Origin of the sequence: Azospirillum agricola, assembly GCF_020005195.1 — a bacterium.
Lineage (GTDB): Bacteria > Pseudomonadota > Alphaproteobacteria > Azospirillales > Azospirillaceae > Azospirillum > Azospirillum agricola.
Window position 1 is genome coordinate 996,801 of record NZ_JAIFZR010000004.1, and the last position, 19,211, is coordinate 1,016,011.

General features: G+C 72.9%; 12 protein-coding genes. 4 read left to right on the forward strand and 8 right to left on the reverse strand.

The genetic code is table 11. The features are described from left to right. Positions 1–1,413, forward strand: coding sequence for an FAD-binding oxidoreductase (locus JN22_RS13240; RefSeq protein WP_085554351.1), 1,413 nt, complete (start codon positions 1–3; stop codon positions 1,411–1,413). 82 nt (positions 1,414–1,495) lie between these two features. Here JN22_RS13240 and JN22_RS35220 read toward each other — a convergent pair whose 3' ends face one another. The 3 genes from JN22_RS35220 to JN22_RS13260 form a co-directional block, all read right to left on the reverse strand. Continuing rightward, positions 1,496–4,360: an autotransporter domain-containing protein gene (locus tag JN22_RS35220; protein WP_085554352.1), complete on the reverse strand. Its 2,865-nt coding sequence runs from the start codon at positions 4,358–4,360 to the stop codon at positions 1,496–1,498. Between the two features lie 136 nt (positions 4,361–4,496). Beyond that, on the reverse strand, positions 4,497–6,119 hold the full coding sequence (locus JN22_RS13255) for a sensor histidine kinase (protein ID WP_085554353.1): 1,623 nt from the start codon (positions 6,117–6,119) through the stop codon (positions 4,497–4,499). Beyond that, positions 6,116–6,808, reverse strand: a complete 693-nt coding sequence (locus JN22_RS13260) for a response regulator transcription factor (RefSeq protein WP_085554354.1) — start codon at positions 6,806–6,808, stop codon at positions 6,116–6,118. The genes JN22_RS13255 and JN22_RS13260 overlap by 4 nt, the downstream gene beginning before the upstream one ends. Before the next feature lie 141 nt (positions 6,809–6,949). Here JN22_RS13260 and creD point away from each other — a divergent pair, with 141 nt between their 5' ends. Both creD and JN22_RS13270 read left to right on the forward strand, forming a co-directional pair. After that, a complete protein-coding gene (creD, locus tag JN22_RS13265) occupies positions 6,950–8,308 on the forward strand; it encodes a cell envelope integrity protein CreD (RefSeq protein WP_085554355.1) in 1,359 nt (452 codons plus the stop codon). Between the two features lie 5 nt (positions 8,309–8,313). Beyond that, positions 8,314–9,624, forward strand: a complete 1,311-nt coding sequence (locus tag JN22_RS13270) for a glycoside hydrolase family 3 N-terminal domain-containing protein (protein ID WP_085554356.1) — start codon at positions 8,314–8,316, stop codon at positions 9,622–9,624. An 18-nt stretch (positions 9,625–9,642) separates the two neighbouring features. Here JN22_RS13270 and JN22_RS13275 read toward each other — a convergent pair whose 3' ends face one another. Beyond that, a complete protein-coding gene (locus tag JN22_RS13275; RefSeq protein ID WP_085554357.1) occupies positions 9,643–10,764 on the reverse strand; it encodes a hypothetical protein in 1,122 nt (373 codons plus the stop codon). A 280-nt stretch (positions 10,765–11,044) separates the two neighbouring features. Between JN22_RS13275 and JN22_RS13280 the strand changes: the two genes are divergently transcribed. Further along, positions 11,045–12,013 carry a TauD/TfdA family dioxygenase gene (locus tag JN22_RS13280; RefSeq protein WP_085554358.1) on the forward strand — a complete coding sequence of 323 codons (969 nt, stop codon included), beginning with the start codon at positions 11,045–11,047 and terminating at the stop codon, positions 12,011–12,013. 42 nt (positions 12,014–12,055) lie between these two features. On the opposite strand, the gene JN22_RS13285 is transcribed toward JN22_RS13280, so the two are convergent. Genes JN22_RS13285 through JN22_RS13300 form a run of 4 tightly spaced genes read right to left on the reverse strand, consistent with a single transcriptional unit; the run spans position 12,056 to position 19,187 of the window. Beyond that, a complete protein-coding gene (locus JN22_RS13285; RefSeq protein WP_085554359.1) occupies positions 12,056–16,081 on the reverse strand; it encodes a non-ribosomal peptide synthetase in 4,026 nt (1,341 codons plus the stop codon). Between the two features lie 48 nt (positions 16,082–16,129). Further along, positions 16,130–17,467 carry an outer membrane beta-barrel protein gene (locus JN22_RS13290; RefSeq protein WP_143268283.1) on the reverse strand — a complete coding sequence of 446 codons (1,338 nt, stop codon included), beginning with the start codon at positions 17,465–17,467 and terminating at the stop codon, positions 16,130–16,132. After that, on the reverse strand, positions 17,464–18,963 hold the full coding sequence (locus JN22_RS13295; protein ID WP_085554361.1) for a prohibitin family protein: 1,500 nt from the start codon (positions 18,961–18,963) through the stop codon (positions 17,464–17,466). The genes JN22_RS13290 and JN22_RS13295 overlap by 4 nt, the downstream gene beginning before the upstream one ends. Next, complete coding sequence (locus JN22_RS13300) at positions 18,960–19,187, reverse strand: hypothetical protein (RefSeq protein WP_085554362.1); 228 nt, start codon at positions 19,185–19,187, stop codon at positions 18,960–18,962. Before JN22_RS13300 ends, JN22_RS13295 begins: the two co-directional genes overlap by 4 nt. Positions 19,188–19,211: the final 24 nt, after the last annotated feature.

Sequence of the window (19,211 nt, forward strand, 5' to 3'; positions counted from 1 at the left end):
ATGATGGACAGCGTCATCGCCGACCTGCGGGCGGTCGTCGGGCCGGACCATGTCCTGACCGCCGCCGACACGGCCCCCTTCCTCGCCGACTGGCGCGGGCGTTACCGGGGGGCGGCGCTCGCCGTCGTCCGCCCGGCCGACACGGCGGAGGTGGCCGCACTCGTCCGCCTCTGCGCCGACCGGCGGATCCCGCTGGTGCCACAGGGCGGCAACACCGGGGTCGTCGGCGGCGCCATCCCGGATTCCTCCGGCACGGCGCTGGTGCTGTCGCTGGCGCGCCTGAACCGCGTCCGCGCGCTGGACCGCACCGGCGACGCCGTGACGGTGGAGGCCGGCTGCACGCTGGCCCAGATCCAGCTTGCGGCCGAGGAGGCCAACCGGCTGTTCCCGATGAGCCTCGGCAGCGAGGGCACCTGCCAGATCGGCGGCGCCATCGCCACCAACGCCGGCGGCACCGCCGTGCTGCGCTACGGCCCGATGCGCGACCTCGTGCTCGGGCTGGAGGCGGTGCTGCCCGACGGGACGGTGTGGAACGGGCTGCGCTCGCTGCGCAAGGACAACACCGGCTACGCCCTCAAGCATCTGCTGATCGGGGCGGAGGGCACGCTCGGAATCGTCACCGCCGCCGTGCTGAAGCTGTTTCCGCGCCCCAGGAGCAGCGCCACCGCGCTGACCGCCCTGCCCGGCCTCGACGGCGCGCTGGAGGTCTTCGCCCGCCTGCGCGCCACGCTCGGCGACCGCGTCACCGCGGCGGAGATCCTGTCGGAAAGCCAGCTCGCCGCCGTGCTCGCCCACGTCCCCGGCACCATCCGCCCGCTGGAGACGCGCACGCCCTGGTATCTGCTGACCGAGGTGACCGACACGCTGCCCGGCCAGCCGCTGGCCGACCGGCTGGAGGAGGTGCTGGGCGGCGCGCTGGAGGACGGCACCGCCGCCGACGCGCTGGTCGCCCGCAGCGGCGCCCAGGCCGCCGCCCTGTGGACGCTGCGCCACAGCGTGTCGGAGGCCAACCGCAAGAGCGGCATCGTCGTCGGCCACGACACCGCCGTGCCCATCGCGCAAATCCCCGCCTTCGTCGCCGGCGCCAGCGCGGCGGTCGCGGCGTTGCGGCCAGACGCCCGAATCGTCGCGGTCGGCCACATCGGCGACGGCAACATCCATCTGGTGGTGATCCTGCCCGAGGCGTTGCGGACCTCTGGCGAGCCGCTGGAGCCGATCGTCCGCGCGATCAACGCGGCGGTCCACGACCGCGCCGTTGCGCTCGGCGGCACCATCAGCGCCGAGCACGGCATCGGCCAGAGCCTGCGGGCGTCCCTTGCCGACCTCAAGGGGCCGGCCGAAATGGCGCTGATGCGCGGAATCAAGCGGCTGTTCGACCCGCGGAACATCCTCAATCCGGGCAAGCTGCTGTAAGGACGCGGCATTCCCACGCGTCGGCCTCCGCCGCGTGGGGATCAAGCGGCCGGCCCCGCCATGAACCGGCGGCGCACGCCTGTCACCACGCGTATTTCAAGCCGGCGGTCAGGCTGTGACCGGTCTGGTGGCGGGACACCGACAGATCGTAGCCCACATTGACGCGCAGGGCCTGCTCCCCCGCGATGTCGAGGCCGACGCCGAACAGCCCGACGTCGCGTCCCGGCCGGCTGCCGTCCGCCGCGAAGGCGGCGCCCGGCGCCCCGACCAGCCCGGCGCTCATACCGGGCGCCGCGTCGCCCAGATTGTGCTGCCAGCGGACATGGGCCTGCGGCGACACCCGCAACGAGTCGCCGGCCGCCACGCTGGTGCGCGCCGACAGCCCGATCGACGGCGCCAGCAGGTCGTAGGCCTGCGGCGACACCGACAGGCCGGCGGAACCCGCCCCCCGCTCGGTGAAGGAGTCCACCGCGACGCGCTGCCAGTCGAGCCGGGCCGAGGGCGTCAGGGTGACGGCGCCGAACGTCAGCGCCGTGCCGGCCTCGACCGCGGCGCCCATTCCGTCGGAGGTCGGCGACGCCGTGGCGGTGCGGTCGAGCGACCCGATGGCGATCCGCCGCCTGACGTCGGTTTCGCCCCGGCTGTAGCCGACCAACCCGTCGACGAAGGCCGCTCCCAGCACCGCCGTGCCGTAGACCGCCGCGTGCCACGCCGTGGTGTCGCCGCGCGCCTCCCCGGAGGTCAGCCGTCCGCGCGTGTAGCCGCCCGCAAAGCCGCCGACGAGATCCGGCGTGATGGCGTGATCGCCACCCAGCGCGAAGCCGGCGGCACGGCTGCGCAGGGCTGGACCGTTGCCGTCGGACCGGGTGTTCGACAGGCCGCCGATGCCCGACAGCCAGAGCGACGGGCTGGCGGGATCGGTCAGGCCGACGCGGCGCTGGGCCAGCCGGTCGCCGATCCGCTGCATGAACAGCGTCTGGGCGTGCCGGCCGGCGACGGCAAGCGAGGCCAGCTCGTGGCCCGAGAGGCTGTCGAGCGCCCCCCGCCCCTCTTCCGCGCCGGCCAGCCCGTCGAGCGCCCCGAAAACCGCGTCGAGATCGCCCTGCGCGCTGGTGAGGTAGGAGGCGTTCAGGTGGCCGGCGACGGCCCGTTGGTTGGCCGTGGCGGCGGGCAGCGCGAAGTCGCGGCGCAGCGTCAGCGTGACGTCGTGGGCGCCGGACAGGGCGTTGCCCCGCAGGAAGGGCGTCACGCCGCCGACCTGGAGCTGGCCGGACAGGGTTCCGGCGGCGCTGACGACGCGCAGGTCGAGATCCTTGATCTTCGCACCGTCCGCGATGGTGACGTCGATGCCGCCGTCGAGCACGGCGTCGCCCCCCACGGCGAGCGCGTCGCCGCGCGTCCCGTCCACCTCCAGCGCCAGCCGGCCGCCGGCCTGCTGGACATAGTCGCCCTGCACCGTCAGCGTCCCGATGGAATTGCCCGGCGCCACGGTGCCGTCGTTGACGAGACCGGCGCCGATGGTCCCGGTGCCGGACAGCCGCGCGCCGGAATCGACCCGCACCGCGCTGGCCAGCGACCCGTTCAGCGTCAGCGTGCCGGCGGCGACGCGGGTGCCGCCGGCGTAGCTGTTGCGGCCGGTCATGGTCAGGCGGGCGCCGCCGTCCTTCAGCAACGCGCCGGTCCCGCCGATGTCGTTGGAGAAGGTGACGTCGCGGGTCGCCACCGTGGCGTGGAAGCCGTCCGCCGCGATCGCGCCGGGGCCGCCCGACGCCTTGCCGAGATCGACGAGGCCACGGCCGTAGATCGCGTCGGTGCCCGGCTCGCCGAGGTCGGTGGTGGTGGTCAGCAGGGTCTTGATCAGCTCGGTCGCGGCGAGGTCGGGAAAGGCCTCGGCCAGCACGGCGAAGGCGCCCGCCACATGGGGCGCGGCCATCGAGGTGCCGTCGAGCCGGTCGTACCCCCCGTTCGGCACCGTCGAGTTGATGTCCACCCCCGGGGCGGCCACGCACCAGTCGGCGGTGACGCCGCAGCGGTTGCTGAAATCGGCGATGACGTTGTTGCGGTCGGTGGCGACCACCACCACCAGCCTTCCCTTCAGCGCGCTGAAATCATGGGTCGCCGCGCTGGGCGTCTCGTCCGCGTTGAGGAACTGGTAGACGCCGTCCCCCCTGGTCGCCGGGCTGACATAGGGCAGCAGGCCGGCGCTGGTCGGGTTGCGGGCGACGATCGGCTGGCCCTCGAACTCGTTGCCGGCGGCGAAGACCGGGATCACCCCCTGCCGGACCGCCCGCAACAGCGCTTGGTACTCCGTCACGTCGTCCGGTCCGAACGGGGTGGTGGACAGCAGGGGGGCCCCCTCCCGCGAATCGCCGAAGGACGGGCCGTAGCTGGCGTTGATGATCCTCACCCCGAGCGCCACCGCACGGTCGATGGCGGCCGCCGTGGTCGCCGACGGCGTTCCGGGAAGCGCCGTTTCCTCCAGCGGCGGGGACGCCGGGATGCCGCGCAGCGCCAGGATGCGCGAATCGAAGGCGACGCCCATCATGCCGGCGCCGTCGCGCCGCGCGCCGACGGTGCCGGCGACATGGGTGCCGTGCCCATCCACATCCTTGGGGTCGCCGGGATCGCCGTTGAGGTCGCTGAGCATGAAGTTGGCCCAACGCGGATCGAGCTTCCCCACGAATTCACGATGGGTGACCTCGATCCCGGTGTCGACCACGCCGACCAGCACACCCTTGCCGGTGAAGCCCCGCGCGTAGGCGGTCGAGGCGTTCATCGCCGCCAAGCCCCAGTCGGCGCGGTACTCGGCGTCCTCGAAGCCCGCGACCATGGGGTGCGCGGCGGTCTGCGCGGTGGCGGCGGTTGCCGCGACCAGGGCGGTCGAGCCGAGAAGCAGCCCGCCCAGCCAGCCCAGGCGGCCACGGAGGAAAAGGTCCGGCGTGGTCATCGGCGTGTTTCGATCCCCGGTCGTTGGAAATTATTGCGTGTCGAATGCATTTTCGGCGTTGTAGCGCATTCCCACGCTCCGCAACACAGGGTGTGTCCGCCCCAAACCACGGAACCCTCGCCCGGTGGCCGCGAAATCACACCGGAGGCGATCGAACCGGATCGGCGCGGCGCAGCACGACCTCGAACAGGGCGCCGCGTTCGGACGGCAGCAGCGCGATGGTTCCGCCATGCGCCTCGACGAGCCCGCGCGTGATGGTGAGGCCGAGCCCGGTGCCGCCATGGCCGCGTGCCGTGGTGAAGAAGGGGTTGAAGACGCGGTCGGCGTTGGCCGGCGAGACGCCCGGCCCGTCGTCGGATATCAGCAGGACCGCCCGCTCCCCCTCGGGCCGCGCCTCGGAGCGCAGCGTGACGGCGACCCGCGCGTCCGGACCGGCGTGGCGCCGCGCGTTGTCGATCAGGTTCGCCAGGACGCTCTCCAGGGCCTCCAGCCCCATGGCGACCGGCAGCGACTCCGGAAGCGACGCCTCGGCGCCGTGGCGTCCGGCCAGACGGGCGGCCACCGGCACCGCGTCGGTCGCCGCATCCTCCGCCACCGTCATCACGTCGGCGCGGGCGAGTTCGAGCAGGCGGCGGACCAGCCGGGACAGCCGCTCGGCCTCGGAATCCATGTTGGCGAGGAAGCGGTCCCGCTCGGCGGCGGGCATGCTGTCGAGATGGTCGCGCAGCAGCTCGACGGTGCCCCGGATGGTGGTGAGGGGGGTCTTGAACTCGTGCGAGACGTGGGCGGCGAAGTCGCGGATGTAGTCGGCCCGCTCCTCCAGCGTCGCCGCCATCCGGGCCAGCGCGTCGGACAGCTCGGCCACCTCGCGCACCACGGGACGCGGCAGCGGAACCATCACGCCGCGCTCGCCGTCCGCCGTGCGCTTGGCGAGCGCGGTGACGGTCCGCAGCGGCCGGGCGATGGCGACGGTGCCCAGCCGCGCCAGCAACCCCACCGACGCCAGCAGCAGCAGCGTCATCCCGGCAAGGTGCCAGCGCTTGCCGTACAGGGTGTCGGAAAGGCTGCGCGGCGTGCGCGACAGCAGCACGACGCCGACGACGCGGCCGGAATCGAGCACCGGCTGGGCGGTGAAGACCCGCAGCGACCGGCTGCGGTCGGGCACCGCCACGCCGTCGAGCCCGACGCGGGTGCCCGAGCGCTCGCGCAGGACGCTGGCCGGTTCGCCAGCCAGGGCGCGGCGGACCTCGTCCTGGCTGTCCAGCGACAGCCCCAGCTCCTCGCCGGTGCTGGCGACCACCACGCCCCGGCGGTCGGTGACCCGCATCCCGGCCAGGGTGACGCGCTGCGCCTCGCGCAGGATCGGCCCGAGCGACGCCCCGGCGGCGACGGCGGCGGGGTCGGGCGCGGAGGGCGCCGGAACCGGATCCGGGGCGGCCGGCAGCACCGGATCCTCGGCCAGATCGAGCCCGGCGAAGCGGGGCGTCCAGGGCGCCTCGAAGCCCGGCGCGTGCGTCCAGGACGGGTCGAGCGCCGAGCCGAGCCCCTCCGGCTGCCCGCCGGCCCGGCGCCAGCCGTCGCGGTAGAAGGCGGCGATGACGCCGGCCTGGGCGATCAGCTCCGATTCCGTCTGGCGGATGAGGGCGCTCTCGTAGAGGCGCAGGATCCACAGCCCGCTCAGCGGCAGCACCAGCGCCGCCAGCGTCATAACCAGCAGCACCGTTCCGATCGACAGGCGCCGCCCGGACGGCCGCCTCATCGGCAGTCCGACAGCTTGTAGCCCAGCCCGTGCACGGTCTCGACCGGCGCGCCGCCCACCGCCTGGAACTTGGCGCGGACCCGGCGGATGTGGCTGTCGACGGTGCGGTCGGCCACATAGCGCTCGGTCGCGTAGGCGCCGTCCATCAGAGCGTCGCGGCTGAACACCTTGCCCGGACGCTCGGCCAGCGTGCGCAGCAGGCCGAACTCGGTCGCGGTCAGCGTCACCTCCGCCCCGTCCCAGAAGGCGCGCACGCCCTCCGGCTCCAGCCGCAGGCGGTTGTGGCGGAGGACCGGCTCGGAAACCGCCGGTTCAGCCGGCGCCACGCGGCGCAGCACCGCCTTGACCCGCGCCGTCAGCTCGCGCGGGGAGAAGGGCTTGGTGACGTAGTCGTCGCCGCCCAGCTCCAGACCGAGGATGCGGTCGATCTCGTCGTCGCGCGAGGACAGGAAGATGATCGGGACCCGGCTGTCGCGGCGCAGCCGGCGGCAGACCTCGGTGCCGTCCATCTCCGGCATGGCGATGTCCAGCAGGATCAGGTCGGGCGCCTCGCCGACGGCCAGCGCCAGCCCGCGCGCGCCGTCCTCCGCCTCGACCACGGCGAAGCCCTCGCGCATCAGGGCGAAGCGGACGATGTCGCGGATGTGGGGATCGTCGTCGATCAGCAGGATCTTGGGCGTCTTGGGCATGGCGGCGCAACTCTACCCGATCCCCTGCACAAGTTCTGCACGGAGTTTCCTCCGTCCCTGCAAGGCCGCGTCATCGCCACGGCACGGCACGGCGGCACAGTGCGGGCCTGTCCCCTCCAACCGTCTCCCGGAGAGTCCTTCATGACGACCGCGCCGCCCGATCCGCCGATGGCGCCCGCCGCTCCGCTCCCTTCGCACCGACGCCGCCGGTCGGCGAAGGTCCTGCAAGTCGCCGGGCTGCTGCTCGCGACCCTGCTGGCAAGCGTGCCGATCGCGGGAATCATCCACGAGCGCGAGGAACGGCAGGCCGAGATGCGGGCCGAGATCATGCGGAGCTGGAGCCCGGCCCAGACGGTGCACGCGCCGATCCTGGCGGTGCCCTACACGGCGGCCCACGGCAAGACCAGCGGCTACTTGAAGATCGCCCCCCGCGAGCTGTCCACGCAAGCCGTGCTGGCCCCCGAACGGAAGAAGCGCGGCCTGTTCTCCGCCATCGTCTACACCACGACCCTGGACATGACCGGCACGCTGGCGATCCCGTCCGCCGCCGATCTGGAGACCATCACCGGCCCCGGCGGCGCGATCTTCTGGGAGGACGCGGTCGTCCTGCTGCAAGCGTCGGGGCTGACGGGCATGACGGCCGGGGACCGCATCGTCTGGGACGGCCGGACGCTCCCCTGGCGGGCCTGCTACGAGCTGGTTCCCCACGCCGGCGATTGCAGCGACGCGCCGCTCGTCGCCCGCCCGGCGCTGACGGCGGCGGCCGCCGCCGCGAACGCCGAGATCCCGTTCCAGGCGACGGTGACGCTGCGCGGAACCGAAGCCTTCCAGCAGAGCGTGTACAGCCGGCAGACCACGGCGGTCATCAAGGCCCCCTGGCCGACGCCAAGCTTCACCGGCAGCGTGCTGCCCGCCGAACCGAGCGTGACCGACGACGGGTTCGAGGCGCGCTGGCACATGCTGGATTTCTCAAGGCCGCAGCTCTGGTCCACCGTCCGGCTCTCGGAGACGCCGGACCCCAACTGCCTTCCCTCGATCGGCGTGACCCTGCTGGAGGCGGTCCCCACCTACCGCATGATCAACCGCGCGTCGAAATACGCGCTGCTCTTCATCGTCCTGTCCTTCACCGTCTACGCGCTGTTCGAGCTTCTGTCGGCGGTGCGCATCCACGTCGTCCAGTACGGCCTGCTCGGGCTGTCGATGACGCTGTTCGCCCTTCTGCTGGTGTCCTTCGCCGAGCCGCTGGGCTACGCCGCCGGCTACTGGATCAGCACCGCCCTCGTCCTGAGCCAGGCGACGGCCTACACCGCCGCCGTCACCCGCCGGCTGCTGTCCACCCTGATCTTCGCCGTGGTCCTGTCCGGCCTGTTCGGCTTTCTCTACGTGCTGCTCAGCCTGGAAAGCTACGCGCTGCTGGCGGGGTCGGTCGCGCTGTTCCTGACGCTGTCGGTCATCATGGCGGTCACCCAGCGCGTGGACTGGCGGGGAGAGCGGCCGTGAAAGCCATGATGATGTGGTGGCTGGCCGGCCTGACGCTGGCCTTCGCCGGGGCCAACATCCACGACCCCTACATGGTGCCGGTGCGCGGCTGGTCGCTGCCGACGATCGTGGCGGCCGGGCTGTGCGGCCTGCTGGTCCAGCTTCGCGGCCGGGCGCAGCGTGGGCTCCGCCACCGCCTCCTGCTCGCCCTGCTGTGGGGGGCGGTGCCGCTGTCCGCCCTCGGCGCGGAGGCCGTGTTCCAGACGCGCAAGGCGTCGGTGCTGGCGGCGAGCGGGCCGCTGGCCCTCGATCTGGGGCGCCACTTCATCGTCGGCTACCGGCGGGTCGAGGAGGTCGAGGGGCTGGCCGCGCGCGGGCTGATCGGCGGCCTCTTCGTCACCCGCCGCAATCTGGCCGGCCGCACCGCCGAGGCGCTGGGCGCGGAGATCCGCTATTTGCAGGACATCCGGCGGCGCGCCGGACTGCCGCCCCTGACGGTGACGGCCGACCAGGAGGGTGGAATCGTGTCGCAGCTGTCGCCCTGGCTGCCGCACCAACCGGCCCTGTCCACGTTGGCCGGCCTGCCGCCCGGCGAGCGCCGCGCCGCCGCCCACGCCCTGGGGGCCGGCCACGGGCGGGACCTGTCGTCGGTCGGCGTGACCGTCAACTTCGCGCCGGTGCTCGACCTGCGCCACGACCGTCCGCGCAATCCGCTGGACTTCAACAGCCGGATCACGCAGCGGGCGATCGACGGCGACCCGGAGGTGGTGGCCGAGATCGCCGCCGCCTACGCCGCCGGGCTGTCGGAGGCCGGCGTCCGGCCGACGGTGAAGCATTTCCCCGGCCTGGGCCGCGCCGGGCAGGACACCCACCATTTCCGCACCACCATCCGCGAGTCCCGCGCGGAGCTGGAGGCGACGGACTGGCGCCCCTTCCGCCAGCTGCTGGCGGACGACCCGCAGGCCCTGCTGATGGTCGGGCACGCCATCGTCGCCGCCGTCGATCCCGACCGGCCGGCCTCCCATTCGCGGCGGCTGATCGACGGGGTGATCCGGCGGGAATGGGGCTTCGACGGCCCGATCGTCACCGACGATCTGGTGATGACGCCGGTCTACCAGTACGGGCTGTGCCGGGCGGTCGCCGAGGCGTTGAACGCCGGCGTCGATTACCTGCTGGTGGCCTTCGACGGCCGCCAGTTCTACCGGGCCATGGCTTGCGCCCTGGACGCCGGGAAGCGTGGCGAACTGGACGGCGCGATGCTGGCGGCGAGCCGCGCGCGGCTGCCGCAGGCCCCGGCGGATGCGGCTGCCGAGGTGGCGGCGAAGCCGGAGCGCTGATCCTCCCCGGCCGGCGCGTCAGTCGGGCCAGTCCGGCTGCGCCCAATCCTCCGCGTCGGGGTCCGCCGTTCCCAGGGGAGCGACCGTCGCCCCGGCGTCGAGCGCCGCCGCCAGCCAGGGCTCGACGGTGGCGACCGGCGACGCCCGGCACCAGCGGCGTCGGCGGCCGTCCCAGCGGCAGTGCCCCTGCCGCTTCATCTCCTCCCGGAGTTCCCAGGACGGGATCGCCGGGAACTGGAGTTCCAGCCCCCGCTCGCTCTGGTCGACCTCGACGACCTCGCCGGCGGGCGTGGTGTGGGTCAGCCCCTCCTCCAGCGCGCGCCGGATCGCCGTGGCCCGGTCGTCCCGCAAGCGGGCCTCCGCCGCGCGCTGCTCGCGGCGCTCGGCGAGGGCGTCGGCGATCCAGTCGGGCGGCTCGTCGAGAACCCGGCAGCCGGCGCCGCCGCGCGGGCCGGGCGCCTCCTCGACCAGCCCGGCCTGCACCAGATCGGCGAGCAGGCCCTTGAGCCGGTCGCGGTCGGCCCGGACGCCGGGCAGGCGGCGCGCCGCGCATTCCGCCAGGGTGAAGCGCTCCCCCGCGCCCCAGGTTTCGTAAATCCCGGAGGCGAGCGCGTGCAGCTCGCCGATGCGGTCCTGCTCGCCAGCCAGCCGCTCCCGGATGACCGGGTTGAACGGCCGCTGGGCGTCCCCCTCCAGCCCGCAGGCCGCGCACGCCCAGCGGCCGGGATCCGAAAGACGAATCCGGGGGGCGCAGAGCCGGCCGCGGCAATGCTCCTCGCTGCCCGGCTCCGGCAGGCCCGGCAGGCCTTCCAGCAGGATGCGGATCGCGTCGGCGGGCTCGTCGGCGATCTCCCTCAGCCGGGCGGCGACATCAGCCGGCAGCCAGACCTCGGCGCCCTCCCCGGCGGCGCCCTCCCCGGCGAGACGCCTGCGCAGCGAACGCCAATGCGCCGGATCGAGCAGGTCGATCACGCGCTCGGCCGTGTAGGTCTCGTCGAAGCGGTCGGCCAGGACCTCCGCGAGGCCCGCCAGCGAGGCCGGCGGCGCCAGCGCACGCCGGTCGCGGTCCAGGACGATGCGGCGGGCCTCCGCGAGGATCGCCGCGCTCTCGTCCCGTCCAATTCCACGCGTCCCGGCCATGCCCGATCCGTTCCTCCGCCGCCTCCCCCCTTCAACCATGGTCGCGCCCGGAACACTCTTCAAGCGGATGGGCCGTCGGGCCGGGTGCGGCAACCGGCCGGGATCGGAACCCGCCGTCACGGCGGCCATCAATACTTATATTTTTCATGATTTCATACGTATTCGTAAGACTTACCCGGCCAGAATTCAATGATTTATTGTCGCATACACTGCAACAAATCTTGACGATTACCGAGTATCCGAAAAACACTCGCCCATCGACAACCAATGGGAGCGGGCCATGAGCAGCGGGTTGACCGTCAGTGATCTGTTTGCGGGATCGTCCATCGCCGTCGTCACGCCGCCGGCGGACGGCACCGGCCTGATCGCCTGGGCCGACGACCGCCGCGACGCGATCCGGGCGCTGCTGGCCGACCGCGGGGCGGTGCTGCTGCGCGGCTTCGAGGCGCGGCCGGTGGCCGGGCTGGAGGATTTCCTCTCGCTCTTCTCACAAGACCTGCTGACCTACGTCAACCAGTCGACGCCGCGCACCCGTGTCGACGGCAAGGTCTACACCACGACCGAATACCCGGCCAACCACACCATTCCCCAGCATTGCGAGATGGCCTATCACCGCGACTGGCCGATGCTGCTGGCCTTCCAGTGCGTGGTGCCCGCCACGACCGGCGGCGAGACGCCGCTGGCCGACATGGAGCGGGTGACGGCCCGCATCGGGACCGAGCGCATGGCACGCTTCCGCGAGCGCGGCGTCCTGTATGTGCGCAACTACGGCCACGGCGTCGACCTGCCCTGGCAGACGGTGTTCCAGACCGACGTTCCGGGCGAGGTGGAGGCCTATTGCCGGGCCAACGGCATGGACTTCGCGTGGCTGGGCGGCGACCGCCTGCGCACCTCCCATGTCTGCCAGGGCACCGCCATCCATCCCGGCAGCGGCAAGGAGCTGTGGTTCAACCAGGCCAACCTGTTCCACATCTCCAGCCTGCCGGCCGAGTTGCAGGAGGCCATGATCGCCATGTTCGGCGAGGACGATCTGCCCCGCAACGCCTTCCACGGCGACGGCAGCCCCATCGCGGCGGCGGATCTGGAGGCGGTGCGGGAGGCCTTCGCCGCCGAGACCCTGGCCTTTCCCTGGCAGGCCGGCGACATGCTGCTGATCGACAACATGCGCTATTCCCACGGGCGCAACCCCTTCACCGGGCCGCGGCGCGTGGTGGTGGCGATGAGCGATCCCCACAGCGCCCTGATCTGACGCCGGCTCCCCCGGAACACATCCGGGGGAGCCCCCTCAGGCTCAGGCCGGAACGCGCCGGGCCGACAGGGCGGTGTCCAGCACCTCCAGGACACGGGCGACATGCGGCGGGTGGAACAGGGAGTAATGGTCCCCCGGCAGCCGGTGCACCGTCACCCGCCCGCGGGTCAGATCGGCGAAGCCATGCATCCCGGCCGGCCGGGGGTTGTCCATCGCCTCGATGGCCAGGATGTCGGCGGCAATCGGGTCGGCGGCGGGATCATGCTTCGCCAGCAGGGCGATGTTGTGACGCACCAGCCGCTCCAGCCGCGCCACCTCCTGCGCCGGCAGGCCGTCCATCAGGATCGACAGCACGCGCCCCCAATAGGGCCGGGTGCGCAGTTCGGCGAAGCCGGTGAAGGCCGGCTCCCCCGCATCATCCGGGCGCGGCCCGGCGTCGATCAGCACCAGCCGCACCGCCCGTCCCGCCTTTTCCAGGTGACGGGCCGTCTCCACCGCCAGATGGGCGCCGAAAGACCAGCCGACCAGCCGCAACGGCTCCGTCCCCTCCAGCGTTGCGGCCTGGGCGGCGAAGCCACCGGCCAGCGCGTCGAGGGACGGGGCGAAGGGCTCGTCGCGATCGAAGCCAGGGCATTGCACCCCCCAGCAGGCCACCTCCGCCGACAACGCCGCCGCCAGTTCCTTGTACAGGGTGGCGGTGCCCAGCGCCTGCGGCAGGAACAGCGCCGCCGGAGCGCCCGCCGGGGCCGGGCGGAGCGCCAGCAACGGCGACGGCCGGGCCGCCGCCTGCGAAACCGCCGGGGAGGCCGCCCCGCCGCCAATGGCGTCCAGGCGCGCGGCCAGCCGGCGGATGGTCGGGTTCTCGAACAGGTCGCGGATGGTGAAGCTCTTCTTCAGGGCGGTGCGGACCTTGGCAATCATCAGGATCGCCTTGATGCTGTGGCCGCCCAGGGCGAAGAAATCCTCGTCCAGCCCGACCCGCTCGACGAACAGAATCTCCTGCCAGATGCCCTGCAAGGTCTCCTCGGTGGCGGTGGCAGAGGCGGTCCCGGCCTCGGCGTCCGCCGGGCCCGCCGGCCGGTCCGTCCGCCGCTGCCCGGCCAGGGCGGCGCGGTCGATCTTGCCGTTGGCGGTCATCGGGAAGCGGCTGACCGTGACGAAGCGGCCGGGGATCATCGGTTCGGGCAGGCGTCCGGCCAGATCGGCGCGCAGGCCCGCCGCCGTCGGTTTGGCCGCGCCCGCGCCGTCCTGGAGGATCAGGTAGGCGGTCAGCTCCGTCCCCTGGTCCGGGGAGGCGGCGCGTTCGGCCAGCACCACCGCGTCCTTCACGCCCGGCGTCTCGCGCAGGGCCGCCTCGACCCCGCTCAGCGAGACGCGATGGCCGCGCACCTTGATCTGATCGTCGCGGCGGCCGAGGAAGACGATGGTGCCGTCGGCCTGCCACAGGGCGAAGTCGCCGGTGCGGTAGACCGGGGCGCCGCCGAGCGCGGGCAACGTGGTGAAGCGGGCGGCGTCGGCGGGGGTCGGGTTCATGTAACCCTGGGCCAGCGGCAGGCCGCCGACCACCAGTTCACCGGGCACCCCCGGCGGGACCGGGGCGAGAGTGTGGTCGCACAGCAGGATTCGGGCGCCAGCCACCGGGCGGCCGATGCGCTGGGGAGCGCCGGAGCCCCCCGCCAGATCGTCGAGCGGGCCGGCAACGCAGCCGATGGTGGCCTCGGTCGGGCCGTAATGGTTGAGGATCCGCAAGCCCGGCCGCAAGGCCCGGAGCCGCCCCAGGTCGTCGAAATTCTGCGGCTCGCCTCCCAGCAGCACCAACTCCAGCGCCTCGGCCTCGGCGAAGCGCCGGCCGGCCGGCGAGGCCAGCAGCATGTTCAGGTAGGAGGGCGTCGCCTTGAGGAAGCTCAGCCGGTCCCCGACCACCGCCTCCATCACCCGGTCCGGATCGCGCCGCTCGTCCTCGTCCAGCAGCGTCAGGCAGCTGCCCAGCAGCAGCGCCCCGAACAGGCCGGTGTAGCCGAGATCGAAGGCCGCCGAGGTCACCAGGGCGGTGGCGCTTCCCGGACCGATGCCGAGGTCGCGGCTCAGCCAGCCGGCGTAGTTGAGCAGCGACGCCTGCCCGACCCGCACCCCCTTCGGCAGCCCGGTCGTGCCGGAGGTGTAGATGATGTAGGCCGGGGCGTCCGCCGGCACCGCCGGCAGCGGCGCGCCGGACAGGGTGCCGGCACCGTCCCCGCCGCCAGTCTCCCCGGCATCCCCCTCGGAAACAACCACCACCGGCAGCGCCCCGGCGACCGCCTCCACCGCCGCCGGGGACGCCGCCAGGATCACCGCGGCGTAGCTGTCGGCCAGCATGTGGCGGACGCGGGGCGCCGGCAGGGCCGGATCCAGCGGGACGAAGGCGGCGCCCAGCAGCAGGCAGGCCAGCATGCCCCGCAGCATCGGCTCGCCCGGCTCGGCGTGGATCGCGACGGCGCTGCCGACGCCGACGCCGTGCTGGTGGTGCAGGTGGCGGGCCAGCGCCTCGGCCCGTTCCTGGAGCTGGCGATGGGACAGGACGCCCCGCCGGCCGCGCACCGCCGGCCGGTCGCCGCCGGCCGCCACCACCGCGGCGCGCCGCTCCGGCACCGTCGCGGCGAGACGGACGGGATCGGCGCCACGGCTCCAGCGGTCGAGGATGAGCGCGCGCTCGGCGTCGTCCAGCAGCGACAGCGCGTCGATGGGCTCGTCCGGCCGTCCGGCGGCGCGCTCGGCCAGCAGCCCCAGCCGGCCGGCGATCGCCTCGATGGCGGCCGGATCGACGATGCGGGCGTTGTATTCGAACTCGACCAGCATGCCATCCGCGTCCGGCGGCAGGGCGCGGATCAGGAAGTCATAATGGCTGGCCATGAACACCGACACGTCGCCGACGGTGACGCCGGGGGCCAGCTCCTGGGCCTCGCCCTTGAAGCGCTCCTCCAGCGGGTAGTTCTCGAAGACGAAGTAATGGCTGAACAGGCCGTTGCGCAGCCCGCTGCGCGCCTGGATCTCGGCCAGCGGGCAATGAACGTTGTCCAGCCAGTCCAGCATCCGGCCGCGCGTGCGGCGGAGCAGGCCGCGGAAGCTCTCGCCCGCCTCGAAGCCGACGCGCAGCGGCAGCATGCCGATGCAGGGGCCGACCATCGCCTCGCTGCCCGCCAGTTCCGGCGGCCGGGTGGAGGCGACGCTGCCGAACACCACGTCGCGGGTGTTGTTGTGCTTGGCCAGCACCAGCCCCCACAGGGTCTGCACCAGGGTGCTGGCGGTCACCCCCTGCTCGCGCCCCAGCTCGCCCAGCCGCGCCAGCAGGCCGGGCTCCAGGCGCAGCCGGTGGGTGCGCGGGTCGCGCGGACCGGGCAGCGGCACCGGCCGCTGGCCCGGCAGGTCGAGCGCCGTCTCGTAGCCGGCCAGATAGTCCGACCAGAAGGCCAGCCGCCCGTCGCCCCGGCGGGCCTCCACCCACTGGACGAAGCTGGCGTATTGCAGCGCCGGACGCGGGGCCGGCCGGCGGCCGGCGGCGAAGGCCTGATAGGCGTCGGCCAGCTCGTCCTGGAGCAGGCCCAGGCACCAGCCGTCCACCAGGATGTGGTGGAAGTCCCACACCACCCCGTGATCGGCCCGCCCGTCGGGGCCGGGACCGAAGCTCAGGCAGCCCACCCGCGTCAGCGGGGCGCGGTCGAGCGCGAAGGGCCGGCGCCGCTGCCCGGCGGCGTAGCCGGCCAGGGCGGCGTCCCGCTCCGCCGGGGACAGGCCGGCCCTGTCCTGGCGCTCCAGCGCGAAGTCGACGCGCTTCAGCACGATCTGCAACGGCCGGTCGCGCCCATTGGCGCGGAACACCGTGCGCAGGATGTCGTGGCGGCCGATCACATGCCGCCACGCCTCCTCGAAGGCCGTCAGGTCGAGCGGGCCGCGGATGCGGAAGATCAGCTGCTGGAAGTAGGCCCTCGGCTCGCCGGCCACGGCATCCTGGTCGATCAGGTCATGATAGAGGATTCCCTCCTGGAACGGGGTCAGGGGGTAGATATCCTTGATGTCATCGCGCGTGATCATTGGCGGAAAACCCGGTCAGGGATGAAGGGAAGGACACCGGTCAGCGCCTCAGAACGAGACGGTGAGGCCGGCGCCGAGGCTGTGGGCGGTGTACTCGTCCTCTCCGGTGGAGGTGTACTGGATGTCGTAGATGTATCCGAATTCCAGGACGGCCCAGGGAGCGAGCGTCCAGGCCCCGCCGGCGGCGGCGGTGAGTTCGCGGTAGGTGACGGGAAGCTGGATGGCCCGCTGGACGGTGGAGTCCAGCCGGGCCTCCAGCAGCAGGGCGGACGACCATTGGTGGGACAGCCGTCCGCCATAGCCGGCCACGAAGATGCCCGGCGTGCCGGGATAGACGTATTCGGCCGCCATGCGGCTCCACTCCAGGGTCGCCGCCCAGTCGGCGGCGATGTCCCAGCGAAGGGTGGCGTTGCCCACCGGCCCGACCACGGGGGAAAAGCGCGGGTCGTCGTAATCCTGGCGCAGCAGCCCGAGCTGCCCGCTGACGCTCACCCCCGCCAGCGGCTTGGCCTGGAGGCCGGCGGCGATCTGCCAGCCGCGCGAATCCCGGTCGTAGAGTTGGCGGCTGGTGTCCCGGACATAGACGTTGCGGTTGACCGAGGCCAGCAGGTGCGGCTGGAACGACGACGACGCCTTGTAGGCCAGCTTGGCGACGGCGATGGTCTCGTCGTTGTCGCGGCCGGTCAGATCGATCGTCTGCCCGTCGCGGCTGACGGCGGCGTAGCGGCGCTCGTCGCGGGACAGCCGCAAGCTGGTTTCCAGCGGACCGGGCGCGTGGCTGACGCCGAGGCTGTATTTGGTTCCCTCCCGCAAGGTGCTGGAGGCGCCGGAAATGGCGTTGAGGCTGCCCTGGCTGAGCTGCTGGCGGGTGACGGTGATCCCGCCGGTGACCGTGAGGCCGTCGGCGGGCCGGACGAACACGGAGCCACCGCCCAGATACTCCCCCAGGCTCTGCACGCCGCCGGCCAGATAGCGGGTCAGACGGGCCGAGCCGGTCGCCTCCCCCCCGGCGGCGCCCCCGAACAGATCCTTGCCGGTGCGCAGGGTGAGGGCCGGCGCGGTCACCAGCCGGACGCCGTCGATGCGGCTGGAATCCTTGAGGGCGTTGGTGGTGTAGACCGAGTGCAGCGACAGCTTCGGAGCCACGGCGAGCGCCCCGCCCAGCAGGCCCAGGGGCGCGGCGCCGTCCGGAACGTCCAGGGGCTGGGTGGCTTCGGTGCGGCCGGTCGCCTCCCCGCGCTGCGCGTCGGGGTCGCGGACGGCCGCCGCCGGGGGCTGGCCCGCCTCCGGCGGCGTCCCTTCGACGAAGGTGCCGGCCGACGCCCCTCCGGCCGCCAGCGCCGCCAGCAGGACGGAAGGGAGGCCTGTCCGCAGGCCGCCGGTCATGGATCGGTCGCTCCCATGGGGGGCGGGCGGGTGGTGGGCGGCGCCATCGGCGGCGTTGGCGGGGGCTGGACGGAAAGCGGGCGGACGGAATCGGGACGGATGGCGGGTGTCCGCTCGCCCGGCCCCAGCACGGCGCCGAGCAGGCCGCCCAGACTGCCGAGCAGGCCGGCGGTGCCCTCCAGCCCCATCAGGGGCGAGAGCACCGGCTGGACCGGGCCGGTGCGGAGCGGCGTCGCCGTGGCCGCCGCTGTGGCCGCTTGGGCCGGATCGCCGCGCAGGGCCAGCTTGGTATCCGCCCGGACATCGGTGCGCGGGGCGGTGCGCGGATCGGCGTGAGGATCGCTGCCGGGCGGCGGCATCGGGTCCCGGTTCCCCGGCTCCTGGTCCGGCAGGTCGAGGCCGCTGCTGTCGATCTCGGGCGGCACGGTCGCCGGCGGGTGCCCCGGCCGCGCCGGCACGGCGCCCTCGCCGGTGTTGAGGATCAGCGGCAGGCCGTTCTGGCCGCCGATCACCACCGTCTTGGCGTTCGCCGAGGCGGCCAGCTTCAAGGTGGCCTCGATCCCGCGCCATTTCAGGTAATTGTCGGAGATTCCCTCCTGCACCTTGTCCTGGAACTGGCGGATGCCGTCCGCCTCGATGGCCTTGCGCTGGCTCTCGAAGCGCTCGCGTTCCAGGCGGAAGGCGTATTCCTGGACAAGCTGTCCCTGCTCCTCCTTGCGCTCGATGGCGGCGCGGACGCGCTCGGGCAGCACCACGTCGCTGATCAGCACGTCGTTCAGCTCGATGAAGGTGTCGGCCACGCCGTTGGAGCCGAGCGGCGCGCCCCGCCCCTTGGGAACGTCGTGCGGGATGCCCTGCTCCGGGGGCACCGCCAGGAACAGGCCGTAATGGTCGGTCCGCTGGGAGAAGCGGACTCCGCCGATCAGGTTGCCGTCGGTGTGGTCCAGCACCCCGCGGTAGATCTGGTCCTGGATCTGGCTGCGCAGCGGGCCGTAGACCTCGCTCGCCAGATACCGCGACACCTCGCGGCGGGTGATGGAGCCGACCTCCGGGACCAGCAGGATGTTGGTGTAGTCGGGGCCGACGGCCTTGTGCAGGTAGGCGACGGCGTCGGGATCGGGACGGTAGCGGAAGCTGACGGCGATCCTGATGTGCAGCCCGTCGCGGGCGATGGCCTCGTACTCCTCCCGCCGGTACTGGAGACGGACGTCGTAGACGGTCACCGTGTTCCACGGCCAGATCAGCGTCACCCCTTCCTGAAGCACCGTGCGCACGTCGATGCCGCCGCCGAAGCGGCGGTAGAGCACCCCGGCATGGCCGGGCGGCACGCTGACCACCATCAGCGGGGCGAGGTAGACGGCGACGAACAGGGCGATCAGCACCCCGAGCAGGATGTTGCGCCGGTGGCGCAGATACCAGTCCCGCAGCCGGCGGACCGGCGGGATGCGGGCGAAGCGGACCCGGAACGTCTCCGGGGCGGCGGCGGTGTCGGTCATGGTCTGGAGGTCTGCTGCGACAGTGGGGGCGCCGACGGGGGCCGGTCGGTCAGGACCGACCGCCGCTCCTGGTCGAGACGCGAGGTCGCGATGATCAGGATCAGCAGCCCGGCCAGGGGAGACATCGCGAGCGACAGGATGAAGTACAGGAAAAAGCCGCCGCGCTGCCCTATGGCGAAGGCACCGACCATGAGACAGAGCGCGATGTAGACGACATGAGCCATCCCTGCGTGTCCTTTGCCGAAAAT

Bases quoted from the DNA above. Each gene is read 5' to 3' on its own strand.
- JN22_RS13285 (WP_085554359.1), bottom strand. From the start codon at position 16,081: ATGATCACGCGCGATGACATCAAGGATATCTACCCCCTGACCCCGTTC.
- JN22_RS13260 (WP_085554354.1), bottom strand. From the start codon at position 6,808: ATGCCCAAGACGCCCAAGATCCTGCTGATCGACGACGATCCCCACATC.
- JN22_RS13240 (WP_085554351.1), top strand. From the start codon at position 1: ATGATGGACAGCGTCATCGCCGACCTGCGGGCGGTCGTCGGGCCGGAC.
- JN22_RS13255 (WP_085554353.1), bottom strand. From the start codon at position 6,119: ATGAGGCGGCCGTCCGGGCGGCGCCTGTCGATCGGAACGGTGCTGCTG.
- JN22_RS13295 (WP_085554361.1), bottom strand. From the start codon at position 18,963: ATGACCGACACCGCCGCCGCCCCGGAGACGTTCCGGGTCCGCTTCGCC.
- JN22_RS35220 (WP_085554352.1), bottom strand. From the start codon at position 4,360: ATGACCACGCCGGACCTTTTCCTCCGTGGCCGCCTGGGCTGGCTGGGC.
- JN22_RS13280 (WP_085554358.1), top strand. From the start codon at position 11,045: ATGAGCAGCGGGTTGACCGTCAGTGATCTGTTTGCGGGATCGTCCATC.
- JN22_RS13275 (WP_085554357.1), bottom strand. From the start codon at position 10,764: ATGGCCGGGACGCGTGGAATTGGACGGGACGAGAGCGCGGCGATCCTC.
- JN22_RS13290 (WP_143268283.1), bottom strand. From the start codon at position 17,467: ATGACCGGCGGCCTGCGGACAGGCCTCCCTTCCGTCCTGCTGGCGGCG.
- creD (WP_085554355.1), top strand. From the start codon at position 6,950: ATGACGACCGCGCCGCCCGATCCGCCGATGGCGCCCGCCGCTCCGCTC.
- JN22_RS13270 (WP_085554356.1), top strand. From the start codon at position 8,314: ATGATGATGTGGTGGCTGGCCGGCCTGACGCTGGCCTTCGCCGGGGCC.
- JN22_RS13300 (WP_085554362.1), bottom strand. From the start codon at position 19,187: ATGGCTCATGTCGTCTACATCGCGCTCTGTCTCATGGTCGGTGCCTTC.